This window comes from Pseudomonas sp. NPDC087804 (genome assembly GCF_044742965.1).
Lineage (GTDB): Bacteria > Pseudomonadota > Gammaproteobacteria > Pseudomonadales > Pseudomonadaceae > Aquipseudomonas > Aquipseudomonas rustica.
Genome location: NZ_JBIUVN010000036.1, coordinates 32,707 through 50,232, shown reverse-complemented (window position 1 = coordinate 50,232; position 17,526 = coordinate 32,707). Strand labels below are relative to the sequence as shown.

Genomic DNA, 17,526 nt, shown 5'->3' with positions numbered 1-17,526 from the left:
GCCACATCTACCGTAAGCAGAAAGTCTATGCGGGCGCTGCACACCCACATACTGCTCAGCAGCCCCAAGAACTGAAGTTTTAACGGAATAGTACATTATGTCGGCGACTCAAAATTACGGCACTGGCCGTCGCAAGACCGCAACCGCACGCGTTTTCCTGCGTCCGGGTACTGGTAACATCTCCATCAACAACCGTTCGCTGGAAAACTTCTTCGGCCGCGAAACTGCCCGCATGGTAGTTCGTCAGCCGCTGGAGCTGACTGAGACTGTCGAGAAGTTCGACATCTACGTCACCGTGATCGGCGGTGGTGTAAGTGGTCAAGCTGGCGCAATCCGCCACGGTATCACTCGCGCTCTGATGGACTACGACGAAACCCTGCGTGGCGCTCTGCGCAAAGCTGGCTTCGTTACTCGCGACGCCCGTGAAGTTGAACGTAAGAAAGTTGGTCTGCGTAAAGCGCGTAAGCGTCCGCAGTACTCGAAGCGTTAATTCCGCTTCCACGTTCAAAAAGAACGCCCGCCTCCTCACGGAAGCGGGCGTTTTTTTATGCCTGTGATTTATCAAAGAATTGCGCTGCGACAACTTGCCACTTCCGTAGACCCCCTATACTGCAAGGCTTGAGGGTAAGAGCTCCGGGTAATTCCCTTGTCAGAATTGGGGCTTTTCATTACCATTCGGCAAAATTTTTATAAGTAACATTGATTTATTTAGTAGATGCCTGATTTGACAGGCCACAAAAGCTGATGGGAGAGGACTGAATGAGCAATGACGGCGTGAATGCAGGCCGGCGTCGCTTCTTGGTAGCAGCCACATCCGTGGTGGGTGCTGCAGGAGCGGTGGGGGCTGCGGTCCCGTTCGTGGGGTCATGGTTTCCCAGTGCCAAGGCGAAAGCCGCCGGTGCACCGGTGAAAGTGAATGTCAGCAAAGTCGAGCCAGGACAGCAGATGATTGCTGAATGGCGTGGCCAGCCGGTGTTCATTGTCCGCCGTACCAAGGAAATCCTGGATAATCTGAAAAAGATCGAGGGCCAGCTCTCCGATCCTGAATCCAAAAACTCCACGCAACCCACCTATGTCGACCCTGAAGTGCGATCGATCAAGCCGGAAATTCTGCTGCTGATCGGGATCTGCACACACCTGGGTTGCTCACCGACCTTCCGTCCCGAAGTGGCACCTGCGGATCTGGGTAAAGACTGGGTAGGCGGTTATTTCTGCCCTTGCCACGGTTCCCACTACGATCGGGCTGGCCGCGTCGACAAGTCGCAACCTGCGCCTTTGAACCTGCCAGTTCCCCCGCATTCCTATGAGACCGATGACCTGATTGTCATTGGCGTCGATACGGAGAAAGCGTGATGAGCAAGTTCATGGATTGGGTTGATGCGCGCTTTCCCGCGACAAAAATGTGGGAAGACCATCTCAGCAAGTATTACGCGCCAAAAAACTTTAACTTCTTCTATTTCTTCGGCTCTCTGGCACTGCTGGTTCTGGTAAATCAGATCGTCACCGGTGTCTGGCTGACGATGAGCTACACGCCGTCGGCAGAAGAAGCGTTCGCTTCCGTTGAATACATCATGCGCGACGTCGAGTACGGCTCGATTTTGCGTCTGTTGCACTCGACCGGCGCTTCGGCGTTTTTCATCGTGGTCTATCTGCACATGTTCCGTGGCTTGCTTTACGGTTCGTACCAGAAACCGCGTGAACTGGTCTGGGTGTTCGGCATGCTGATCTACCTGGCGCTGATGGCCGAAGCCTTCATGGGTTATCTGCTGCCATGGGGTCAGATGTCCTACTGGGGTGCCCAGGTGATCATCTCGCTGTTCGGTGCGATACCGGTGATCGGTAACGACCTGACCCAGTGGATTCGTGGTGACTACCTGATCTCCGGCATTACCCTGAACCGCTTCTTCGCCTTGCACGTTGTTGCGCTGCCGATCGTGATTCTCGGTCTGGTGGTGTTGCACATTCTGGCGCTGCACGAAGTCGGCTCGAACAACCCTGACGGCGTTGACATCAAGAAGCACAAAGACGAAAACGGCATCCCGCTGGACGGCATCGCCTTCCACCCGTACTACACCGTGAAAGACATTGTCGGTGTCGTGGTGTTCCTGTTTATCTTCTGCTTCATTGTGTTCTTCTTCCCGGAAATGGGCGGCTACTTCCTCGAAAAACCAAACTTCGAGCAAGCTAACCCGTTCAAGACACCAGAGCACATTGCGCCGGTTTGGTACTTCACACCGTTCTACGCAATCTTGCGGGCAATCCCGGACAAACTCATGGGCGTTATCGCCATGGGCGCGGCGATTGCGGTTCTGTTCGTGCTGCCGTGGCTGGATCGAAGCCCGGTCAAATCGATGCGCTATAAAGGCTGGATGAGCAAAATCTGGCTGGTGGTGTTCTGCATTTCGTTCGTGATCCTCGGCATTCTCGGTGTGCTTGCGCCGACGCCGGAGCGAACCTTGCTGTCGCAGGTCTGCACCTTCCTGTACTTCGCTTACTTCATTCTGATGCCGTTCTACACCAGGCTCGAGAAGACCAAACCGGTTCCGGAAAGGGTGACTGGCTGATGAAAAAGTTATTTTTTGCTCTGATTTTTGCTGCGTTGCCTGTCTTGTCGTTCGCTGCTGAACACGGTGCGGAGCTGGAAAAAGTCGACATTGATGTCTCCGATAAAGCTGCTTTGCAGGACGGTGCGCGCACTTTCGCCAACTACTGCATGGGTTGCCACAGCGCCAAGTTCCAGCGTTACGAGCGCGTTGCCGATGACCTCGGCGTGCCGCACGAACTGATGCTGGAGAAGCTGGTGTTCACCGGTGCCAAGATCGGTGATCACATGACCATCGGCATGCAGCCGGCGGACGCCAAGACCTGGTTCGGCGCAGCACCACCGGATCTGACGTTGGTGGCTCGCGTGCGTGGCACCGACTGGCTCTACGGTTACCTGAAGTCGTTCTACGAAGATCCGGCACGCCCATGGGGTGTGAACAACAAGGTCTTCCCGAACGTCGGCATGCCTAACGTACTGGTCGGCCTGCAAGGTCGCCAAGTGGTGGGCTGCAAACAGGTGCAGATCGTCGAAGACGGCAAGAAGCAATATGATCCGTTGACCGGTACGCCGCTGACTCATGAAGCGTGCGATCAATTGACCATCGTGCCGAAATCCGGTGCTCTGAACGAAGAGCAGTTCGATGAGAAGGTCAAGAATCTGGTAACCTTCCTGGCTTACTCGGCTAACCCGGTTAAGCTGCAACATCAGCGCATCGGTACCTACGTCTTGCTGTACCTGGCGTTCTTCTTTGTGTTCGCCTACCTGCTCAAGCGTGAATACTGGAAAGACGTGCACTGATACGCTTCAAAGCATTGCTGTTAATCGCGCGCGCCCAAGGGCGCCTCCGATAACGCAACGTCTGGTTCGCCGGATATTGCGGGAGGCGCCCTCTGGGCGCGCGCGTTTTTCCGGTTCCAATCATTTCAACAAGCGAGGAGGATCGCCATGGGCGTGACCAATCGGTTGGCCTGTTACTCCGACCCCGCCGACCACTATTCCCACCGAGTGCGCATCGTGCTTGCAGAGAAGGGTGTCAGCGCCGAAATCATTTATGTGGAAGCTGGTCGTCAGCCGCCTAAACTGATTGAGGTGAACCCTTACGGAAGTCTGCCTACGCTGGTCGATCGTGACCTGGCGCTGTGGGAGTCGACTGTGGTGATGGAATATCTGGATGAGCGTTACCCGCACCCGCCGTTGTTGCCGGTTTATCCAGTGGCGCGTGCCAACAGTCGACTGCTGATTCATCGTATTCAGCGTGACTGGTGTGGTCTGGTGGATCTGATTCTTGATCCAAAGTCCAAAGAGGCCGCGCGTGTCGTGGCACGCAAGGAATTGCGTGAAAGCCTGACGGGCGTGTCGCCGCTGTTTGCCGACAAGCCGTTTTTCCTCAGTGAGGAACAAAGTCTGGTGGATTGCTGCCTATTGCCAATACTCTGGCGTTTGCCGATTTTGGGTATTGAACTGCCGCGGCCAGCCAAGCCGCTGCTTGATTACATGGAGCGCTCGTTTGCGCGTGAGGCTTTCCAGGCGAGTCTGTCTGGTGTCGAACGCGATATGCGCTAAGGCTTAAGGAGCCGCTATGAACTCCAGTCGACCTTATTTGGTTCGCGCGCTCTATGAGTGGATTGTGGATAACGATTGCACCCCGCACATGCTGGTCAACTCCGAGTACCCGGCGGTGCAAGTGCCGCAGGGTTTCGCCAGTGACGGGCAGATTGTCCTGAACATCTCGCCAAGTGCCGTACGGCATTTGCACATGGACAACGACGTGGTGACCTTTGAAGGTCGCTTCGGTGGCGTCCCGCACAGCTTGTACGTGCCGATTGGCGCCATCCTGGGGATCTACGCCCGGGAGAACGGTCAAGGCATGGTGTTTGATCTCGAGTCGCCGATGGATGACGAGGAAGAGATCGAGTCGGATGACGACTTGCCACCACCGGACAGCGAACCGCCGCGCCCAACAGGCCGGCCAAGTTTGAAAGTGGTGAAATAAAAAAAGGCGATCCGGATGGATCGCCTTTTTCATGCGCATCTCAAAACTTCACATGCATCTCAAATCTGCATACACATCTCAAAACTGCATACACATCTCGAATCTGCATACACATCTCAAAACTGCATACACATCTCGAATCTGCATACACATCTCAAAACTGCATGCGCATCTCAAAACTTCATATACATCTCAAAACTGTAGGAGCTGCCGAAGGCTGCGATCTTTTGATCTTGCTTTAAAAGATCAGGATCAAAAGATCGCAGCCTTCGGCAGCTCCTACACAGAGGTGTATCAGTCGATGTATTCGAACAGCTTCACAATCTTCTGTACGCCGGAAACGCCCTGCACCAGGTTAGTTGCCTGAGTGGCTTCCTGTTTGGTCAGCAGGCCCAGCAGGTAGACGATACCGTTCTCGGTCACGACCTTGATGCGCGAGCCGGGAATGCTGGCATCGGTGAGCATCTGCGTCTTGATCTTGGAGGTCAGCCAGGTGTCGTTCTGGCGAGCCAGGAAACCGGACGGCGGAATAACCTGCAGTTCGTTATGCACGGTTTTTACCCGTTGAACGGCGGCTGCGGCCTGTTCGGCCTTGGCTTTCAGGTCGGCACGAGGGGTTTGGCCGGCGAGCAGAACAACACCGTTGAAACTGGTCACGACGATGTGCGAATCGTTGTCCAGCGCCGGGTCGGCCTTCGCCACGTTCACACCCACTTTGGTTTCAATCAACGAGTCGTCGATCTTGCTGCCGAAGGTGCGCGTGCCACGGTCGTCATCGATCGGTGCTTCACGGCTGGCGTTCACCACCGATGTGCAGCCGCTGATGCCAAGGCACAGGGTCAAGGCCAGAAGGCCAAGGCGATTAGGGGTCATTCTTCACTCCCGAACAGTTGGCTGTCGATCAGATCGCAGAGGCAATGGATCGCCAGCAAGTGGACTTCTTGAATACGTGCAGTGACATTGGCCGGAACGCGAATCTCGACGTCCTCGGGCAGCAACAGAGAGGCCATGCCGCCGCCATCGCGTCCGGTCAAAGCTACGACAATCATTTCGCGATCATGTGCGGCCTGGATCGCTTGAATAATGTTCGCCGAGTTACCGCTGGTCGAAATCGCCAGCAGGACATCGCCTGGCTGACCGAGCGCACGGATCTGTTTGGAGAACACTTCGTTGTAGCTGTAGTCGTTGGCGATCGAGGTGATCGTCGACGTGTCAGTGGTCAGGGCAATGGCCGGCAGGCTTGGGCGCTCGCGCTCGAAGCGGTTGAGCAGCTCCGAAGAGAAGTGCTGGGCGTCACCGGCCGAGCCGCCGTTGCCGCACGAAAGCATTTTGCCTTCGTTGAGCAGGGCGTTGACCATGATCTGGCTGGCTTGCTCGATGTGCGGTGCAAGTACGTCCATCGCCTGTTGCTTGGTGTCGATACTGGCCTGGAAAAGCTGGCGAATTCGGGATTGCATGTCCATCTGTGTGACCTTAAGTAGCGCGGCTATTCGGCACATGAAAGTGCAGCCCGCAAAGCAAAGAGCAAAATTTGTCGGTGGGATTGTCCGGATTGCAGCGCCGACGATCAACTGTCGAAAGCATTCTGCAACCAGTTCAGCTGACTCGGATGGCTGTCGATGGCCACCACGTCGAAGCGGCAGGGGGAATTGGCCCAACGCGACTCGCGCTGAAGAAAATACTGTGCGGCAAAAATCAGTTTCTGCTGCTTGCGCCCATCGATGCTAGCGAGCGCGCCACCCCATTGAGTGTTTTTTCTGTAGCGAACTTCAACGAATACTACTGTATCGCCATCAAGCATGACCAGATCAAGCTCGCCGCGTTTACAAAACCAGTTCTGCGCCAACAGGCGCAGACCTTGTTGTTGCAGATGCTCGAGCGCCTGGCGCTCGGCATCTTTACCGCTTTGCGAGCGTGACCTGTCGGGCATTAGCGCGGGGTGTCCGGCAGGCGCTGCACCTGACCGCTGACGAACTGTGCCCAAGGTAACTGACGCACCACACGCTGGGTCTGGGTCATGCCGAGGCTGCCCGACTCACCATCGATGCGGCTGTCCGGCAATGCCTTGAGCTGATCCAGACGCGGGGCCAGGCGATAGGCGTCAACACCCATCGCGTACAGGCGGCCGAGGCTGCCGGCGGCTTGCGGCCACTGTGCAACCACTTGCTGACGCAGTGGGTCGCTGTTGTCCAGCAACCATGGGGTTTCGCAGAAGCGAATGCCGTTCATGTCGTTGTACTGGTTGACGTCGCCGCTGGCGCTGTAAACGTGCGAGGTGGCGTAAACCGGAACGTCACCAGCGTACTGGAAGTTCAGGGTCGGCTTGATCTGCTGCGCCTGTTGCGGAGTGGCGGCGAGGAAGATGAACTCGATGTCCTGACGACGCGAAGGCTGTGCGGCGACGTTGGTGCCGGCAGCGTTTTGCAAGCTCTTGGCGCGCGCTTCGCTCTGACGCAGCTGGAACATGTCGGCGATCTGCTGGGCCAGTTGCACCGGCTGATCAACGCGCTCGGTGGCAACGATGGTGCCGCCGTTAGCCTGCCAGTCCTGGCTGAACGCGCGCATGACGCGGTCGCCCCATTCGCCTTTCGGCACCATGATCGCGGCGCGGTGCAGGCCATCAGCACGGGCGCGGCGCGACACTTCGCGGGCTTCGTCTTCAGCAGCCAGACCAAACTGGAACAGTTGCGCCGGGCCTTGATCGCCTTCGCTGTAGTTCAGCGCGAGGGTGGTGATCGGCAATTGCGGGCGAGTGCTCAGCTGTTTGACCAGTGGTTTTTCCAGCGGCCCGACGACCAGTTGCACGCCGTCAGCCTGAGCCTTGCGGTAGAACTCGTCCATCGAGGTCAGCTTTGAGCTGTCGTAGAACTCGATCGCGGGTGGCTTCTGTCCGGCCTGTTGCGCCTGATAGTGCGCCGCCATGAAACCTTCACGCAGTGCTTTGCCGACGGCAGCCAGTTGGCCATCTTGTGGTAGCAGCAGGGCGATTTTGCTCAGGGGCTGGCTGGCCAGTTCCTTGAGTTTGGTCAGCGGCTGCGGCAGGTTGATCGCAGCAGGGTGCTTTGGATTCTGCGCGCGCCAGGTGTCGATCGCGGCTTGCTGCTGTTCCAGCGTACCGGCGGATTTCACCGCCAGTGCCAGGCCCATCCAGCCGCCGAGGTCGTCGGTGGTGTTGGCTTGCAGTTGATCGGTTGGCAGCGAGGCAATCAGTGTCCAGATCGCTTCGTGGTTTTTGCTGGCGGCTTCGCCCTTCAGCAGCGGCGCGATAAAGACGCGCTCGCGAGCGGCAGCCAGGGTCTGACCATCGGCTTCAAGGGCGCGGGCGTGAACGGTGCCGGTGCGCACTTGCTGCTCTTCAGGCATTTCGCCCAGATGCTGCAGGCTTGGATGGCTCAGAGCGGTCAGCGCGGCTTTCGGCTGATTGCGCGTCATCGCCAGTTCCGCGTTCAGCGTGCTGGCGAAAATCTGCTGGCCGGGCTTCAGTTGCTCCATCGGCACTTGTTGCAGGATTTGCGCGGAGCGTCCGGCATCGCCCTGGTGGTAAGCCAGATCTGCCGCGCTCAGGCGCAACAGGGCAGCTTTTTCCGGGGTACTCGCCTGGCTGGCCTGCGCGAGCAGTTGCTCGATGCTGGCGTCCGGAGTCCGTGGAAGTTCGCCAAGGCTGGAGGAAGGGGAGCTGGCGCAGGCCGCCAATAAGGCAGCGAGGCAGAGGGCAGTGAACAGCCGCAGGCAAGCGATCATGTAAGTGTTCCTGATACTCGATCAAATTAGCGTGGAATTGTACCCAAGCACTGGCCGGGGCGCGATGTTAGTGGCGTGAAACGGTCAATTTAGCTGGAGTAAATGTTGCGGCGCTGCGTTACAGCGTGCAAAACCGTGGTCGGGCAGAGCGCAACGCAAGCCTCGTGACGCGCTACAATGGCCGCTTTTACCGATCATGAGGTGTGCGCTTTGACTGCTCCAGGTTCCCCGAATTCCGCTGCTGGCTCGCTTTATGTGGTGGCGACGCCCATCGGCAACCTGGACGACATCAGCGCCCGGGCACTGAAAATCCTGCGTGAAGTGGCGTTAATCGCTGCCGAAGACACTCGTCACTCGGCGCGCCTGATGCAGCACTTCGGTATTTCCACGCCGCTGGCCGCCTGTCACGAACATAACGAACGTGATGAAGGTAGTCGCTTTATTACCCGTCTGCTGGCGGGCGACAACGTTGCGCTGATTTCCGATGCGGGCACGCCGCTGATTTCCGATCCGGGTTATCACCTGGTGCGTCAGGCCCGTGCGGCCGGAATCGCGGTGGTACCGGTGCCGGGGGCGTGCGCGTTAATCGCGGCGCTGTCGGCGGCGGGGCTGCCATCCGATCGCTTTATCTTTGAAGGTTTCTTGCCGGCCAAGTCGGTCGGGCGCAAGGCGCGTCTGCAAGCGGTCAAAGAAGAGCCGCGCACGCTGATCTTCTACGAAGCTCCGCACCGAATTCTTGAATGTTTGCAGGATATGGAAGAAGTGTTCGGTGGTGAGCGTCAGGCCCTGTTGGCTCGCGAAATCACCAAGACTTTCGAGACGCTTAAAGGCTTGCCGCTCTCTGAACTGCGCGAGTTTGTTGAATCCGACAGCAATCAGCAGCGTGGCGAATGCGTGGTGCTGGTGGCGGGCTGGACGGCGCCGGAGTCTGAAGACGCGGTCAGCAGCGAGGCAATGCGCGTGCTGAATCTGCTGCTCGAAGAAATGCCACTCAAGCGTGCCGCCGCTCTCGCCGCGCAAATCACCGGCGAGCGCAAAAACGTGCTGTATCAGGTCGCGCTGGAGAAACAGAAGGGCGAGTAACCCGTCGCGCAGACAGGTTTTGCGGCTATTAGCGCTTGTTCTTCGGGCGCTCTGCCGTTAACCTTCGCGGCGGAGAGTCGATCGGACAGTCGCTGCCCTCTATGAAAATTAGGGGGGGGAGGAAAGTCCGGGCTCCATAGGGCGAAGTGCCAGGTAATGCCTGGGAGGCGTGAGCCTACGGAAAGTGCCACAGAAAATAACCGCCTAAGCGCTTCGGCGCCGGTAAGGGTGAAAAGGTGCGGTAAGAGCGCACCGCACGTCTGGCAACAGTTCGTGGCTAGGTAAACCCCACTTGGAGCAAGACCAAATAGGGTCCCAAGGCGTGGCCCGCGCTGGGACCGGGTAGGTTGCTAAAGATGTCCAGTGATGGCCATCGTAGACGAATGACTGTTCAAGACAGAACCCGGCTTACAGATCGACTCTCCACCTTTTTCTTTCCCTGCTTGAATCAATAGCAACAGGGCTGTGTAATATCAGCAGACCTGCTCTGAATGTCCGGCAGCGGCAAACGCAGTAATAGCCATTTCCCACCGTGCTTCAATCAACAGCAGAAGCGCTTTTGTAATACCGAAAAAATCTTACTCTTAACAAATTACTTTAACTTCCGAGCGCAGCTTCCAGTGCTGCATCAAGTTATTGGTCAAAACTATCCGCCAATTTGTCGTTACCCCTCCTTTTATGTTCCTAAATCTCCGTTCTGTAAGGGTTTTCCTTTACTCCGCGCCTTGACGGTGTGGTGGGCGCATTCCTATAGTGTGCGCAAGTGGCGGAAAGTGGCATGAAGTGGGTTTTTTGAGCTCAAAACGATAAAAATTGGAGAAACGCTGACGTGTTTCGCGGAGCTAACGCTATCAGTCTCGATGCAAAGGGCCGTCTCGCTATGCCGAGCCGGTACCGCGACGAGCTCGTTTCGCGTAGTTCAGGCCAATTGATCGTGACCATTGATGCCGTTGATCCATGCCTGTGTGTCTATCCGCTCGATGAGTGGGAAATTATTGAAACCAAGTTGCGCGCACTTCCTTCGCTTCGCGAAGAGAACCGTCGCCTGCAACGTTTATTGATTGGTAATGCCGTCGATCTCGAACTCGATGGCAGTGGTCGTTTTCTGGTTCCACCGCGTCTGCGCGAATACGCCAAGCTCGATAAGCGCGCGATGCTGGTAGGCCAACTGAACAAGTTCCAATTGTGGGACGAGGATGCATGGGACGCGGTATCTGCCGCTGACCTTGCTGCTATTCAACAACCGGGCGCCATGCCTGATGAACTGCGTGATTTGATCCTGTGACTATTGATAGCGGCTTTAACCACATCACCGTACTGCTCGACGAAGCCGTGGAGGCTCTCGCCGTACGTCCTGATGGATGCTATCTGGACGGTACGTTCGGTCGCGGCGGACACAGCCGGCTGATCCTCAGCCAGCTCGGAACAGATGGTCGTCTCATCGGATTCGACAAAGATCCACAAGCGATTGCCACCGGGCAAACGCTAGCGGCCGAAGACGGCCGCTTTGTCGTTGTGCAGCGCAGCTTTGCCGAGCTCGGTTCGGTGGTTGCCGAGCAGGGTCTGAGCGGCAAGGTCAGCGGCATTCTGCTCGACCTCGGCGTCTCTTCGCCGCAGCTCGATGACGCTGAACGCGGCTTCAGTTTCCTCAACGACGGTCCGCTGGACATGCGCATGGATCCGTCCCGAGGCATCAGCGCTGCCGAATTCGTCAACACCGCACCGGCCGAAGAAATCGCCCGGGTGTTCAAGGAATACGGCGAAGAACGTTTCTCCGGTCGGATGGCTCGCGCCGTTGCCGAACGTCGTGATGTCACACCGTTCGAGCGCACCGCCGATCTGGCCGAAGTGCTCAAGGTCGCCAACCCAGCGTGGGAAAAGGGCAAGAACCCGGCCACCCGTGCGTTCCAGGGTTTGCGCATTCACGTCAACAACGAACTGGGCGATCTGGAAGCCGGCCTCGAAGCCGCGCTGGACGCACTGGAAATCGGTGGGCGTCTGGTGGTAATCAGCTTCCACTCGCTGGAAGACCGCATCGTCAAACTCTTCATGCGCAAACTGGTGAAAGGCGAAGCCGACAACCTGCCGCGCAACCTGCCGGTTCGTCACGTAGCGTTTGAACCGAAAATCAAAGTCCATGGCAAAGCGCAGACGGCCTCCGACGCCGAACTCAAAGCCAACCCACGTTCCCGTAGCGCCGTCATGCGCGTCGCGGAGAAGTTGCGGTGAGCAAGCTTTTCGCCAAGCCATTGCCTGGCGGCAGCTTTCTGATGCTGCTGCTGTTTATCGGCGTGCTCGTGTCGGCCATCGGCGTGTCTTACAGCGCGCACTGGAACCGCCAGTTGCTCAACAATCTTTATAACGAACTCAGCGTGCGCGACAAGGCGCAGGCCGAGTGGGGCCGTTTGATTCTTGAACAAAGCACCTGGACCGCGCACAGCCGGATCGAAGTGCTGGCCAGCGAACAATTGAAAATGCACATTCCGGGCGCGGCTGACGTGAAGATGGTGGCGCCATGATGAAACTCGAAGGCGCACTCTTCCCGTGGCGCTTCCGCCTGATGGTGGCGCTGCTCGGCATAATGGTTGCGGCGATCTGCTGGCGCATCATCGACCTGCAAGTGGTTGACCGTGACTTCCTCAAAGGTCAGGGCGACGCACGCAGTCTGCGTCACATCCCGATTCCGGCTCACCGTGGTCTGATCACCGACCGTAACGGCGAGCCTTTGGCCGTCAGTACGCCGGTGACCACCCTGTGGGCCAACGCCAAGGAAATGCAGTCGGCCAAAGAGAAATGGCCGGCACTGGCGGCAGCTCTGGGTCAGGATCCGAAAGCCCTGACCGAGCGTCTCGAAGCTCAGGCCAACAAAGAATTCATTTACCTGGTGCGCGGGCTGACCCCCGAGCAGGGTCAGGCTGTGCTTGATCTGAAAGTGCCGGGCGTTTACGGCATCGAAGAATTCCGCCGCTTCTATCCGGCCGGTGAAGTCACTGCGCACATGGTCGGGTTTACCGACATCGATGACCACGGTCGTGAAGGCGTCGAACTCGCCTACGACGAATGGCTCGCCGGTGTGCCGGGCAAACGGCAGGTCATCAAGGATCGGCGCGGTCGGCTGATCAAGGATGTCCAGGTCACCAAAAACGCCAAGGCCGGCAAGCCCTTGGCGTTGTCCATTGACCTGCGTCTGCAATACCTGGCCAACCGCGAGCTGCGTAACGCAATCATCGAAAACGGCGCCAAGGCCGGCAGTCTGGTGATCATGGACGTGAAGACCGGCGAGATCCTCGCCATGGTCAACCAGCCGACCTACAACCCGAACAACCGTCGCAACCTGCAACCGGCGATGATGCGTAACCGCGCAATGATCGACGTGTTCGAGCCGGGTTCGACCATGAAAGCCATCTCGATGAGCGCCGCGATCGAATCCGGCCGCTGGAAACCGACCGACACCGTCGAGGTGTATCCGGGTACTTTGCAGATTGGCAAGTACACCATCAAAGACGTTTCGAGAACCGAAGGTCCGGTGCTGGACATGACCGGCATCCTGATCAATTCCAGTAACGTCGGCATGAGTAAGGTCGCGTTCGATATCGGCGGCGAAACCATTTATCGCCTCGCACAGAAAGTCGGCCTCGGCCAGGACACCGGCCTCGGCTTCCCGGGCGAGCGCGTCGGCAACCTGCCGAACTACCGCGAGTGGCGCAAGGCTGAAACAGCAACCCTGTCTTACGGCTACGGTATTTCCGTGACCGCGATTCAGTTGGTGCACGCGTTCTCGGCGCTGGCCAACAATGGTCGTCTCGCGCCGCTGACCCTGATCAAAACCGACAAGCCGCCGCAGACCACGCAAGTGCTGCCGGAAGCCGTCGCGAAAACCATGCAAGGCATGCTCACCCAAGTGATCGAAGCACCGCGCGGTGTATTCCGTGCGCAGGTGCCGGCGTATCACGTGGCCGGCAAGTCGGGTACTGCACGTAAAACATCGGTGGGCACCAAGGGCTACGCCGAAAACTCCTATCGCTCGCTGTTCGCCGGTTTCGGCCCGATGAGCGATCCGCGTTACGCCATCGTTGTGGTGATCGACGAACCAAGCAAGGCCGGCTACTTCGGTGGTCTGGTATCGGCGCCAGTGTTCAGCCGTGTGATGTCCGGCACCCTGCGTCTGATGAACGTGACCCCGGACAATCTGCCGGCGACACAACAGGCCAACGCCACCCCGGTCATACCGCTGAAAGCCAATGGAGGGCGCGGCTGATGTCATTAAGTCTGAACAAGATATTCCCCCACGCCGGCCACGATCTGTTGATCCGTGAATTGGCGCTGGACAGCCGTAACGTACGCGCTGGCGATCTGTTCCTCGCCGTGCCGGGCGGCAAATTCGATGGCCGTGCGCACATCGCTGATGCATTGCAACGCGGTGCTGCCGCTGTAGCTTATGAAGTCGAAGGCGCCACTGTGCTGCCGATCACTGACGTGCCATTGATTCCGGTCAAAGGCCTGGCTGCACAACTGTCGGACATCGCCGGACGCTTTTATGGTGAGCCAAGTCATCACCTGAACCTGGTGGGCGTGACCGGCACCAACGGTAAGACCAGCGTGACCCAATTGGTTGCGCAGGCGCTGGATTTGCTCGGCCAGCATTGCGGCATCGTCGGCACGCTGGGTTCCGGCTTCTATGGCGCACTGGAAAGCGGTCTGCACACCACGCCGAACCCGATTGCCGTACAAGCGACATTGGGCGACCTGAAAAAGGCTGGCGCCAAAGCCGTGGCCATGGAAGTCTCGTCCCACGGTCTGGATCAGGGGCGCGTCACTGCACTGGCGTTCGACGTCGCGGTGATTACCAACCTGTCCCGTGATCATCTGGATTATCACGGCACCATGCAGGCGTACGCCGAGGCCAAGGCCAAGCTGTTCGCCTGGAATGATCTGAAGTGCCGCGTGGTCAACCTCGACGATGATTTTGGCCGGCAACTGGCCGCTGAAAAACGTGAGTCGCGTTTGATCACCTACAGCCTGCTCGACAGCAGCGCCTATCTGTATTGCCGCGAAGCGCAGTTCGACGACCACGGTGTGCGCGCCACATTGGTCACGCCGCAGGGCGAACATCATCTGCGCAGCACGCTGCTCGGTCGCTTCAACCTGAGCAACGTCCTTGCTGCGGTCGGCGCATTGCTCGGTCTGGATTACGCGCTCGACGAAATTCTCAAAGTGCTGCCGAAACTCGAAGGCCCGGCCGGACGCATGCAGCGTCTTGGCGGTGGCACGCAACCGTTGGTGGTGGTCGATTACGCCCACACCCCGGACGCACTGGAAAAAGTTCTGACCGCGCTGCGCCCGCACGTCAAAGGTCAACTGCTGTGCCTGTTCGGCTGCGGCGGTGATCGTGATCGCGGCAAGCGTCCGTTGATGGCCGAAGTGGTTGAGCGTCTGGCTGATCAGGTTGTGGTCACCGACGACAACCCGCGCACTGAAGACCCAGCGGTGATTTTCGACGACATCCGCGCCGGTTTCACGGCTGTGGATAAAGTCACCTTCGTCGCCGGCCGTGGTCAGGCGATTGCGCAACTGATTGCCGGCGCGTCGGCCGATGACGTGATCGTCCTGGCCGGTAAAGGTCACGAGGACTATCAGGAAATCAACGGCGAACGCCACGCTTTCTCCGACCTGGTCGAGGCTGATCACGCCCTGACCGCTTGGGAGGTGGCCCATGCTTAAGGCCCTGAAACTCAGCGAACTGACTAACGCCCTCGATGCCCGTTTGATCGCCGGTGATGCCAGCTTCGACGGCGTCAGCATCGACAGCCGTGCGATCCAGCCAGGCCAACTGTTTATTGCGCTGACCGGCCCGCGTTTCGACGGTCATGACTATTTGAATGACGTCGCCGCCAAAGGCGCGGTGGCTGCGCTGGTCGAGCGTGAAGTCGCCGACAGCACCTTGCCGCAATTGCTGGTCAAGGACACCCGTCAGGCCCTCGGCCAGTTGGGCGCCTTGAATCGCGCCGCGTTTACTCAGCCTGTAGCGGCGGTGACCGGTTCCAGCGGCAAAACCACGGTCAAGGAAATGCTCGCAAGCATTCTGCGCACGCGCGGCCCGGTGCTGGCGACTCGCGGCAACCTGAACAACGACCTCGGCGTACCGCTGACCTTGATCGAACTGGCCGCGGAACACACCTCGGCCGTGATCGAACTGGGCGCCTCGCGTCTGGGTGAAATCGCCTACACCGTCGGGCTGACCAAGCCGCACGTAGCGATTCTGAACAATGCCGGCACCGCTCACGTCGGTGAGTTCGGCGGCCCGGAAAAAATCGTCGAAGCCAAAGGCGAAATCATCGAAGGGCTGGCGGCCGATGGCATCGCCGTGCTCAACCTCGATGACAAGGCTTTCGGTATCTGGAAGACCCGCGCTGCCGGTCGCAAGGTGTTGACCTTTGCCCTGAGCAACACGCAGGCGGACTTTTACGCAAGCGACCTGACCACCGATGCCCGTGGTTGCCCGGCCTTCAATCTGCACACACCTGAAGGTGTCGAGCGCGTTCAACTGAACCTGCTCGGCACCCATAACGTCGCCAATTCCATGGCCGCCGCCGCTGCCGCGCACGCCTTGGGCGTGTCGCTGTTCGGCATCGCCACCGGCCTTGGCGCGGTGCAACCGGTCAAGGGTCGCACCGTCGCGCAACTGGCGAAGAACGGCATGCGCGTGATCGATGACACTTACAACGCAAACCCCACCTCGATGTGCGCGGCCGTTGATATACTCGCCGGCTTTTCCGGCCGCACCGTCCTGGTGCTCGGGGATATCGGCGAGTTGGGCGATTGGGCGGAGCAGGGGCACCGCGACGTGGGCGAGTACGCCCGGGGCAAGGTTTCCGCGCTTTACGCCGTCGGGCCAAACATGGTTCACGCCGTCAACGCATTCGGTGAACAGGCGCATCACTTCGGCACGCAAGCCGAGCTGATCCAGGCCCTCGACGCCGAGCAGGACACAAACACCACTATTTTGATCAAGGGTTCGCGCAGTGCAGCGATGGAAAACATCGTTGCGGCTCTGTGCGGATCCAGTCTGGAGAAACATTAATGCTGCTGCTGCTAGCGGAGTATCTGCAACAGTTCTACAAAGGCTTCGCGGTCTTTCAGTACCTGACCCTGCGCGGGATCCTCGGTGTGCTGACCGCGCTGGTTTTGTCGCTGTGCTATGGCCCGTGGATGATCCGCACCCTGCAGAACCGTCAGATCGGTCAATCCGTGCGTAACGACGGCCCGCAATCGCACCTGTCCAAGTCGGGCACCCCGACCATGGGTGGCGCACTGATTCTGTCTTCGATCGGCGTCAGCACGTTGCTTTGGGCTGACTTGAGCAACCGCTACGTCTGGACTGTGTTGCTGGTGACCCTGCTGTTCGGCGCCATCGGCTGGGTCGACGATTACCGCAAAGTCATCGAGAAGAACTCCCGTGGCTTGCCGAGCCGCTGGAAGTATTTCTGGCAGTCGGTGTTCGGCCTTGGCGCAGCGATCTTCCTTTATATGACCGCGTCCACCCCGGTGGAAACCACGCTGATCCTGCCGATGCTCAAGGACTACAGCATTCCGCTGGGCCTCGGTTTCATCGTGCTGACTTATTTTGTGATCGTCGGTTCGAGCAACGCGGTCAACCTGACTGACGGCCTCGACGGTCTGGCGATCATGCCAACCGTGATGGTCGGCGGCGGCCTGGGCATCTTCTGCTACCTGTCGGGTAACGTGAAATTCGCTGAATACCTGCTGATCCCTTATGTGCCGGGCGCGGGCGAACTGATCGTGTTCTGCGGCGCGCTGATTGGCGCCGGATTGGGCTTCCTCTGGTTCAACACCTATCCAGCGCAAGTGTTCATGGGCGACGTCGGTGCCCTGGCACTCGGCGCGGCACTGGGCACCATCGCGGTGATCGTCCGTCAGGAAATCGTCCTGTTCATCATGGGCGGCGTGTTCGTGATGGAAACCCTGTCAGTCGTCATTCAGGTTGCGTCCTTTAAGCTGACCGGTCGCCGTGTGTTCCGCATGGCACCGATACACCACCACTTTGAACTCAAGGGCTGGCCCGAGCCGCGCGTGATTGTCCGTTTCTGGATCATCACCGTGATTCTCGTGCTGGTTGGCCTTGCCACCCTGAAGCTGAGGTAGA

Annotated in this window: 18 protein-coding genes, 1 other RNA gene and 1 pseudogene; 16 read left to right on the top strand and 4 right to left on the bottom strand. The window is 58.5% G+C overall.

The genetic code is table 11. The annotated features are described in order from the left end of the window. The 7 genes and pseudogenes from rplM to ACIOMO_RS25895 all read left to right on the top strand — a co-directional run. Window positions 1–83 (top strand): annotated as a pseudogene (rplM, locus tag ACIOMO_RS25925) (50S ribosomal protein L13); the annotation flags it as partial. 14 nt (window positions 84–97) lie between these two features. Beyond that, window positions 98–490, top strand: a complete 393-nt coding sequence (rpsI, locus tag ACIOMO_RS25920; RefSeq protein ID WP_008080273.1) for a 30S ribosomal protein S9 — start codon at window positions 98–100, stop codon at window positions 488–490. Between the two features lie 269 nt (window positions 491–759). Continuing rightward, on the top strand, window positions 760–1,353 hold the full coding sequence (petA, locus tag ACIOMO_RS25915; RefSeq protein ID WP_401244314.1) for a ubiquinol-cytochrome c reductase iron-sulfur subunit: 594 nt from the start codon (window positions 760–762) through the stop codon (window positions 1,351–1,353). After that, the gene (locus ACIOMO_RS25910; RefSeq protein ID WP_016985147.1) at window positions 1,353–2,564 is read left to right on the top strand and encodes a cytochrome bc complex cytochrome b subunit; all 1,212 of its coding nucleotides are present in this window, start codon (window positions 1,353–1,355) and stop codon (window positions 2,562–2,564) included. Before petA ends, ACIOMO_RS25910 begins: the two co-directional genes overlap by 1 nt. Continuing rightward, on the top strand, window positions 2,564–3,343 hold the full coding sequence (locus ACIOMO_RS25905; RefSeq protein ID WP_159815079.1) for a cytochrome c1: 780 nt from the start codon (window positions 2,564–2,566) through the stop codon (window positions 3,341–3,343). Before ACIOMO_RS25910 ends, ACIOMO_RS25905 begins: the two co-directional genes overlap by 1 nt. A 147-nt stretch (window positions 3,344–3,490) precedes the next feature. Then, complete coding sequence (locus ACIOMO_RS25900) at window positions 3,491–4,108, top strand: glutathione S-transferase N-terminal domain-containing protein (RefSeq protein ID WP_047303097.1); 618 nt, start codon at window positions 3,491–3,493, stop codon at window positions 4,106–4,108. 16 nt (window positions 4,109–4,124) lie between these two features. After that, on the top strand, window positions 4,125–4,538 hold the full coding sequence (locus ACIOMO_RS25895; RefSeq protein WP_053123658.1) for a ClpXP protease specificity-enhancing factor: 414 nt from the start codon (window positions 4,125–4,127) through the stop codon (window positions 4,536–4,538). Window positions 4,539–4,832: 294 nt separating this feature from the next. Here ACIOMO_RS25895 and ACIOMO_RS25890 read toward each other — a convergent pair whose 3' ends face one another. The 4 genes from ACIOMO_RS25890 to ACIOMO_RS25875 all read right to left on the bottom strand — a co-directional run bounded on the left by ACIOMO_RS25890 (window position 4,833) and on the right by ACIOMO_RS25875 (window position 8,279). Further along, a complete protein-coding gene (locus ACIOMO_RS25890) occupies window positions 4,833–5,411 on the bottom strand; it encodes a BON domain-containing protein (RefSeq protein ID WP_007917023.1) in 579 nt (192 codons plus the stop codon). Next, window positions 5,408–6,001, bottom strand: coding sequence for a phosphoheptose isomerase (locus ACIOMO_RS25885; RefSeq protein WP_008082788.1), 594 nt, complete (start codon window positions 5,999–6,001; stop codon window positions 5,408–5,410). Before ACIOMO_RS25885 ends, ACIOMO_RS25890 begins: the two co-directional genes overlap by 4 nt. A gap of 104 nt (window positions 6,002–6,105) precedes the next feature. Further along, the gene (locus ACIOMO_RS25880; protein WP_053123656.1) at window positions 6,106–6,468 is read right to left on the bottom strand and encodes a YraN family protein; all 363 of its coding nucleotides are present in this window, start codon (window positions 6,466–6,468) and stop codon (window positions 6,106–6,108) included. After that, the gene (locus ACIOMO_RS25875) at window positions 6,468–8,279 is read right to left on the bottom strand and encodes a penicillin-binding protein activator (protein ID WP_401244311.1); all 1,812 of its coding nucleotides are present in this window, start codon (window positions 8,277–8,279) and stop codon (window positions 6,468–6,470) included. Before ACIOMO_RS25875 ends, ACIOMO_RS25880 begins: the two co-directional genes overlap by 1 nt. A gap of 177 nt (window positions 8,280–8,456) precedes the next feature. On the opposite strand from ACIOMO_RS25875, the gene rsmI reads away from it, so the two are divergent. The 9 genes from rsmI (at window position 8,457) to mraY (ending at window position 17,525) form a co-directional block, all read left to right on the top strand. Continuing rightward, window positions 8,457–9,362 carry a 16S rRNA (cytidine(1402)-2'-O)-methyltransferase gene (rsmI, locus tag ACIOMO_RS25870; protein WP_159815078.1) on the top strand — a complete coding sequence of 302 codons (906 nt, stop codon included), beginning with the start codon at window positions 8,457–8,459 and terminating at the stop codon, window positions 9,360–9,362. Window positions 9,363–9,435: 73 nt separating this feature from the next. Next, window positions 9,436–9,789: RNase P RNA component class A (gene rnpB / locus ACIOMO_RS25865), an RNA gene on the top strand. A 402-nt stretch (window positions 9,790–10,191) separates the two neighbouring features. Beyond that, the gene (gene mraZ, locus ACIOMO_RS25860; RefSeq protein WP_008147486.1) at window positions 10,192–10,647 is read left to right on the top strand and encodes a division/cell wall cluster transcriptional repressor MraZ; all 456 of its coding nucleotides are present in this window, start codon (window positions 10,192–10,194) and stop codon (window positions 10,645–10,647) included. Next, window positions 10,644–11,591: a 16S rRNA (cytosine(1402)-N(4))-methyltransferase RsmH gene (rsmH, locus tag ACIOMO_RS25855; protein ID WP_401244308.1), complete on the top strand. Its 948-nt coding sequence runs from the start codon at window positions 10,644–10,646 to the stop codon at window positions 11,589–11,591. The genes mraZ and rsmH overlap by 4 nt, the downstream gene beginning before the upstream one ends. Then, entirely contained in the window at window positions 11,588–11,881 is a 294-nt protein-coding gene (ftsL, locus tag ACIOMO_RS25850; protein ID WP_053123650.1) for a cell division protein FtsL, read from the top strand. Before rsmH ends, ftsL begins: the two co-directional genes overlap by 4 nt. Then, window positions 11,881–13,620 carry a peptidoglycan D,D-transpeptidase FtsI family protein gene (locus ACIOMO_RS25845; RefSeq protein ID WP_400652408.1) on the top strand — a complete coding sequence of 580 codons (1,740 nt, stop codon included), beginning with the start codon at window positions 11,881–11,883 and terminating at the stop codon, window positions 13,618–13,620. Before ftsL ends, ACIOMO_RS25845 begins: the two co-directional genes overlap by 1 nt. After that, window positions 13,620–15,083, top strand: coding sequence for a UDP-N-acetylmuramoyl-L-alanyl-D-glutamate--2,6-diaminopimelate ligase (locus ACIOMO_RS25840; RefSeq protein WP_401244306.1), 1,464 nt, complete (start codon window positions 13,620–13,622; stop codon window positions 15,081–15,083). Before ACIOMO_RS25845 ends, ACIOMO_RS25840 begins: the two co-directional genes overlap by 1 nt. Then, complete coding sequence (gene murF, locus ACIOMO_RS25835) at window positions 15,076–16,443, top strand: UDP-N-acetylmuramoyl-tripeptide--D-alanyl-D-alanine ligase (RefSeq protein ID WP_400652403.1); 1,368 nt, start codon at window positions 15,076–15,078, stop codon at window positions 16,441–16,443. The genes ACIOMO_RS25840 and murF overlap by 8 nt, the downstream gene beginning before the upstream one ends. Further along, on the top strand, window positions 16,443–17,525 hold the full coding sequence (gene mraY / locus ACIOMO_RS25830; RefSeq protein WP_008082775.1) for a phospho-N-acetylmuramoyl-pentapeptide-transferase: 1,083 nt from the start codon (window positions 16,443–16,445) through the stop codon (window positions 17,523–17,525). Before murF ends, mraY begins: the two co-directional genes overlap by 1 nt. The last annotated feature ends 1 nt before the right edge of the window (window position 17,526 follow it).

Coding starts and splice junctions, on each gene's coding strand:
- ACIOMO_RS25890 (WP_007917023.1), bottom strand. CDS start 5,411: ATGACCCCTAATCGCCTTGGCCTTCTGGCCTTGACCCTGTGCCTTGGC.
- ACIOMO_RS25875 (WP_401244311.1), bottom strand. CDS start 8,279: ATGATCGCTTGCCTGCGGCTGTTCACTGCCCTCTGCCTCGCTGCCTTA.
- ACIOMO_RS25895 (WP_053123658.1), top strand. CDS start 4,125: ATGAACTCCAGTCGACCTTATTTGGTTCGCGCGCTCTATGAGTGGATT.
- ACIOMO_RS25845 (WP_400652408.1), top strand. CDS start 11,881: ATGAAACTCGAAGGCGCACTCTTCCCGTGGCGCTTCCGCCTGATGGTG.
- rpsI (WP_008080273.1), top strand. CDS start 98: ATGTCGGCGACTCAAAATTACGGCACTGGCCGTCGCAAGACCGCAACC.
- mraY (WP_008082775.1), top strand. CDS start 16,443: ATGCTGCTGCTGCTAGCGGAGTATCTGCAACAGTTCTACAAAGGCTTC.
- petA (WP_401244314.1), top strand. CDS start 760: ATGAGCAATGACGGCGTGAATGCAGGCCGGCGTCGCTTCTTGGTAGCA.
- murF (WP_400652403.1), top strand. CDS start 15,076: ATGCTTAAGGCCCTGAAACTCAGCGAACTGACTAACGCCCTCGATGCC.
- ACIOMO_RS25880 (WP_053123656.1), bottom strand. CDS start 6,468: ATGCCCGACAGGTCACGCTCGCAAAGCGGTAAAGATGCCGAGCGCCAG.
- rsmI (WP_159815078.1), top strand. CDS start 8,457: ATGGCCGCTTTTACCGATCATGAGGTGTGCGCTTTGACTGCTCCAGGT.
- ACIOMO_RS25885 (WP_008082788.1), bottom strand. CDS start 6,001: ATGGACATGCAATCCCGAATTCGCCAGCTTTTCCAGGCCAGTATCGAC.
- ACIOMO_RS25910 (WP_016985147.1), top strand. CDS start 1,353: ATGAGCAAGTTCATGGATTGGGTTGATGCGCGCTTTCCCGCGACAAAA.
- ACIOMO_RS25905 (WP_159815079.1), top strand. CDS start 2,564: ATGAAAAAGTTATTTTTTGCTCTGATTTTTGCTGCGTTGCCTGTCTTG.
- ACIOMO_RS25900 (WP_047303097.1), top strand. CDS start 3,491: ATGGGCGTGACCAATCGGTTGGCCTGTTACTCCGACCCCGCCGACCAC.
- ACIOMO_RS25840 (WP_401244306.1), top strand. CDS start 13,620: ATGTCATTAAGTCTGAACAAGATATTCCCCCACGCCGGCCACGATCTG.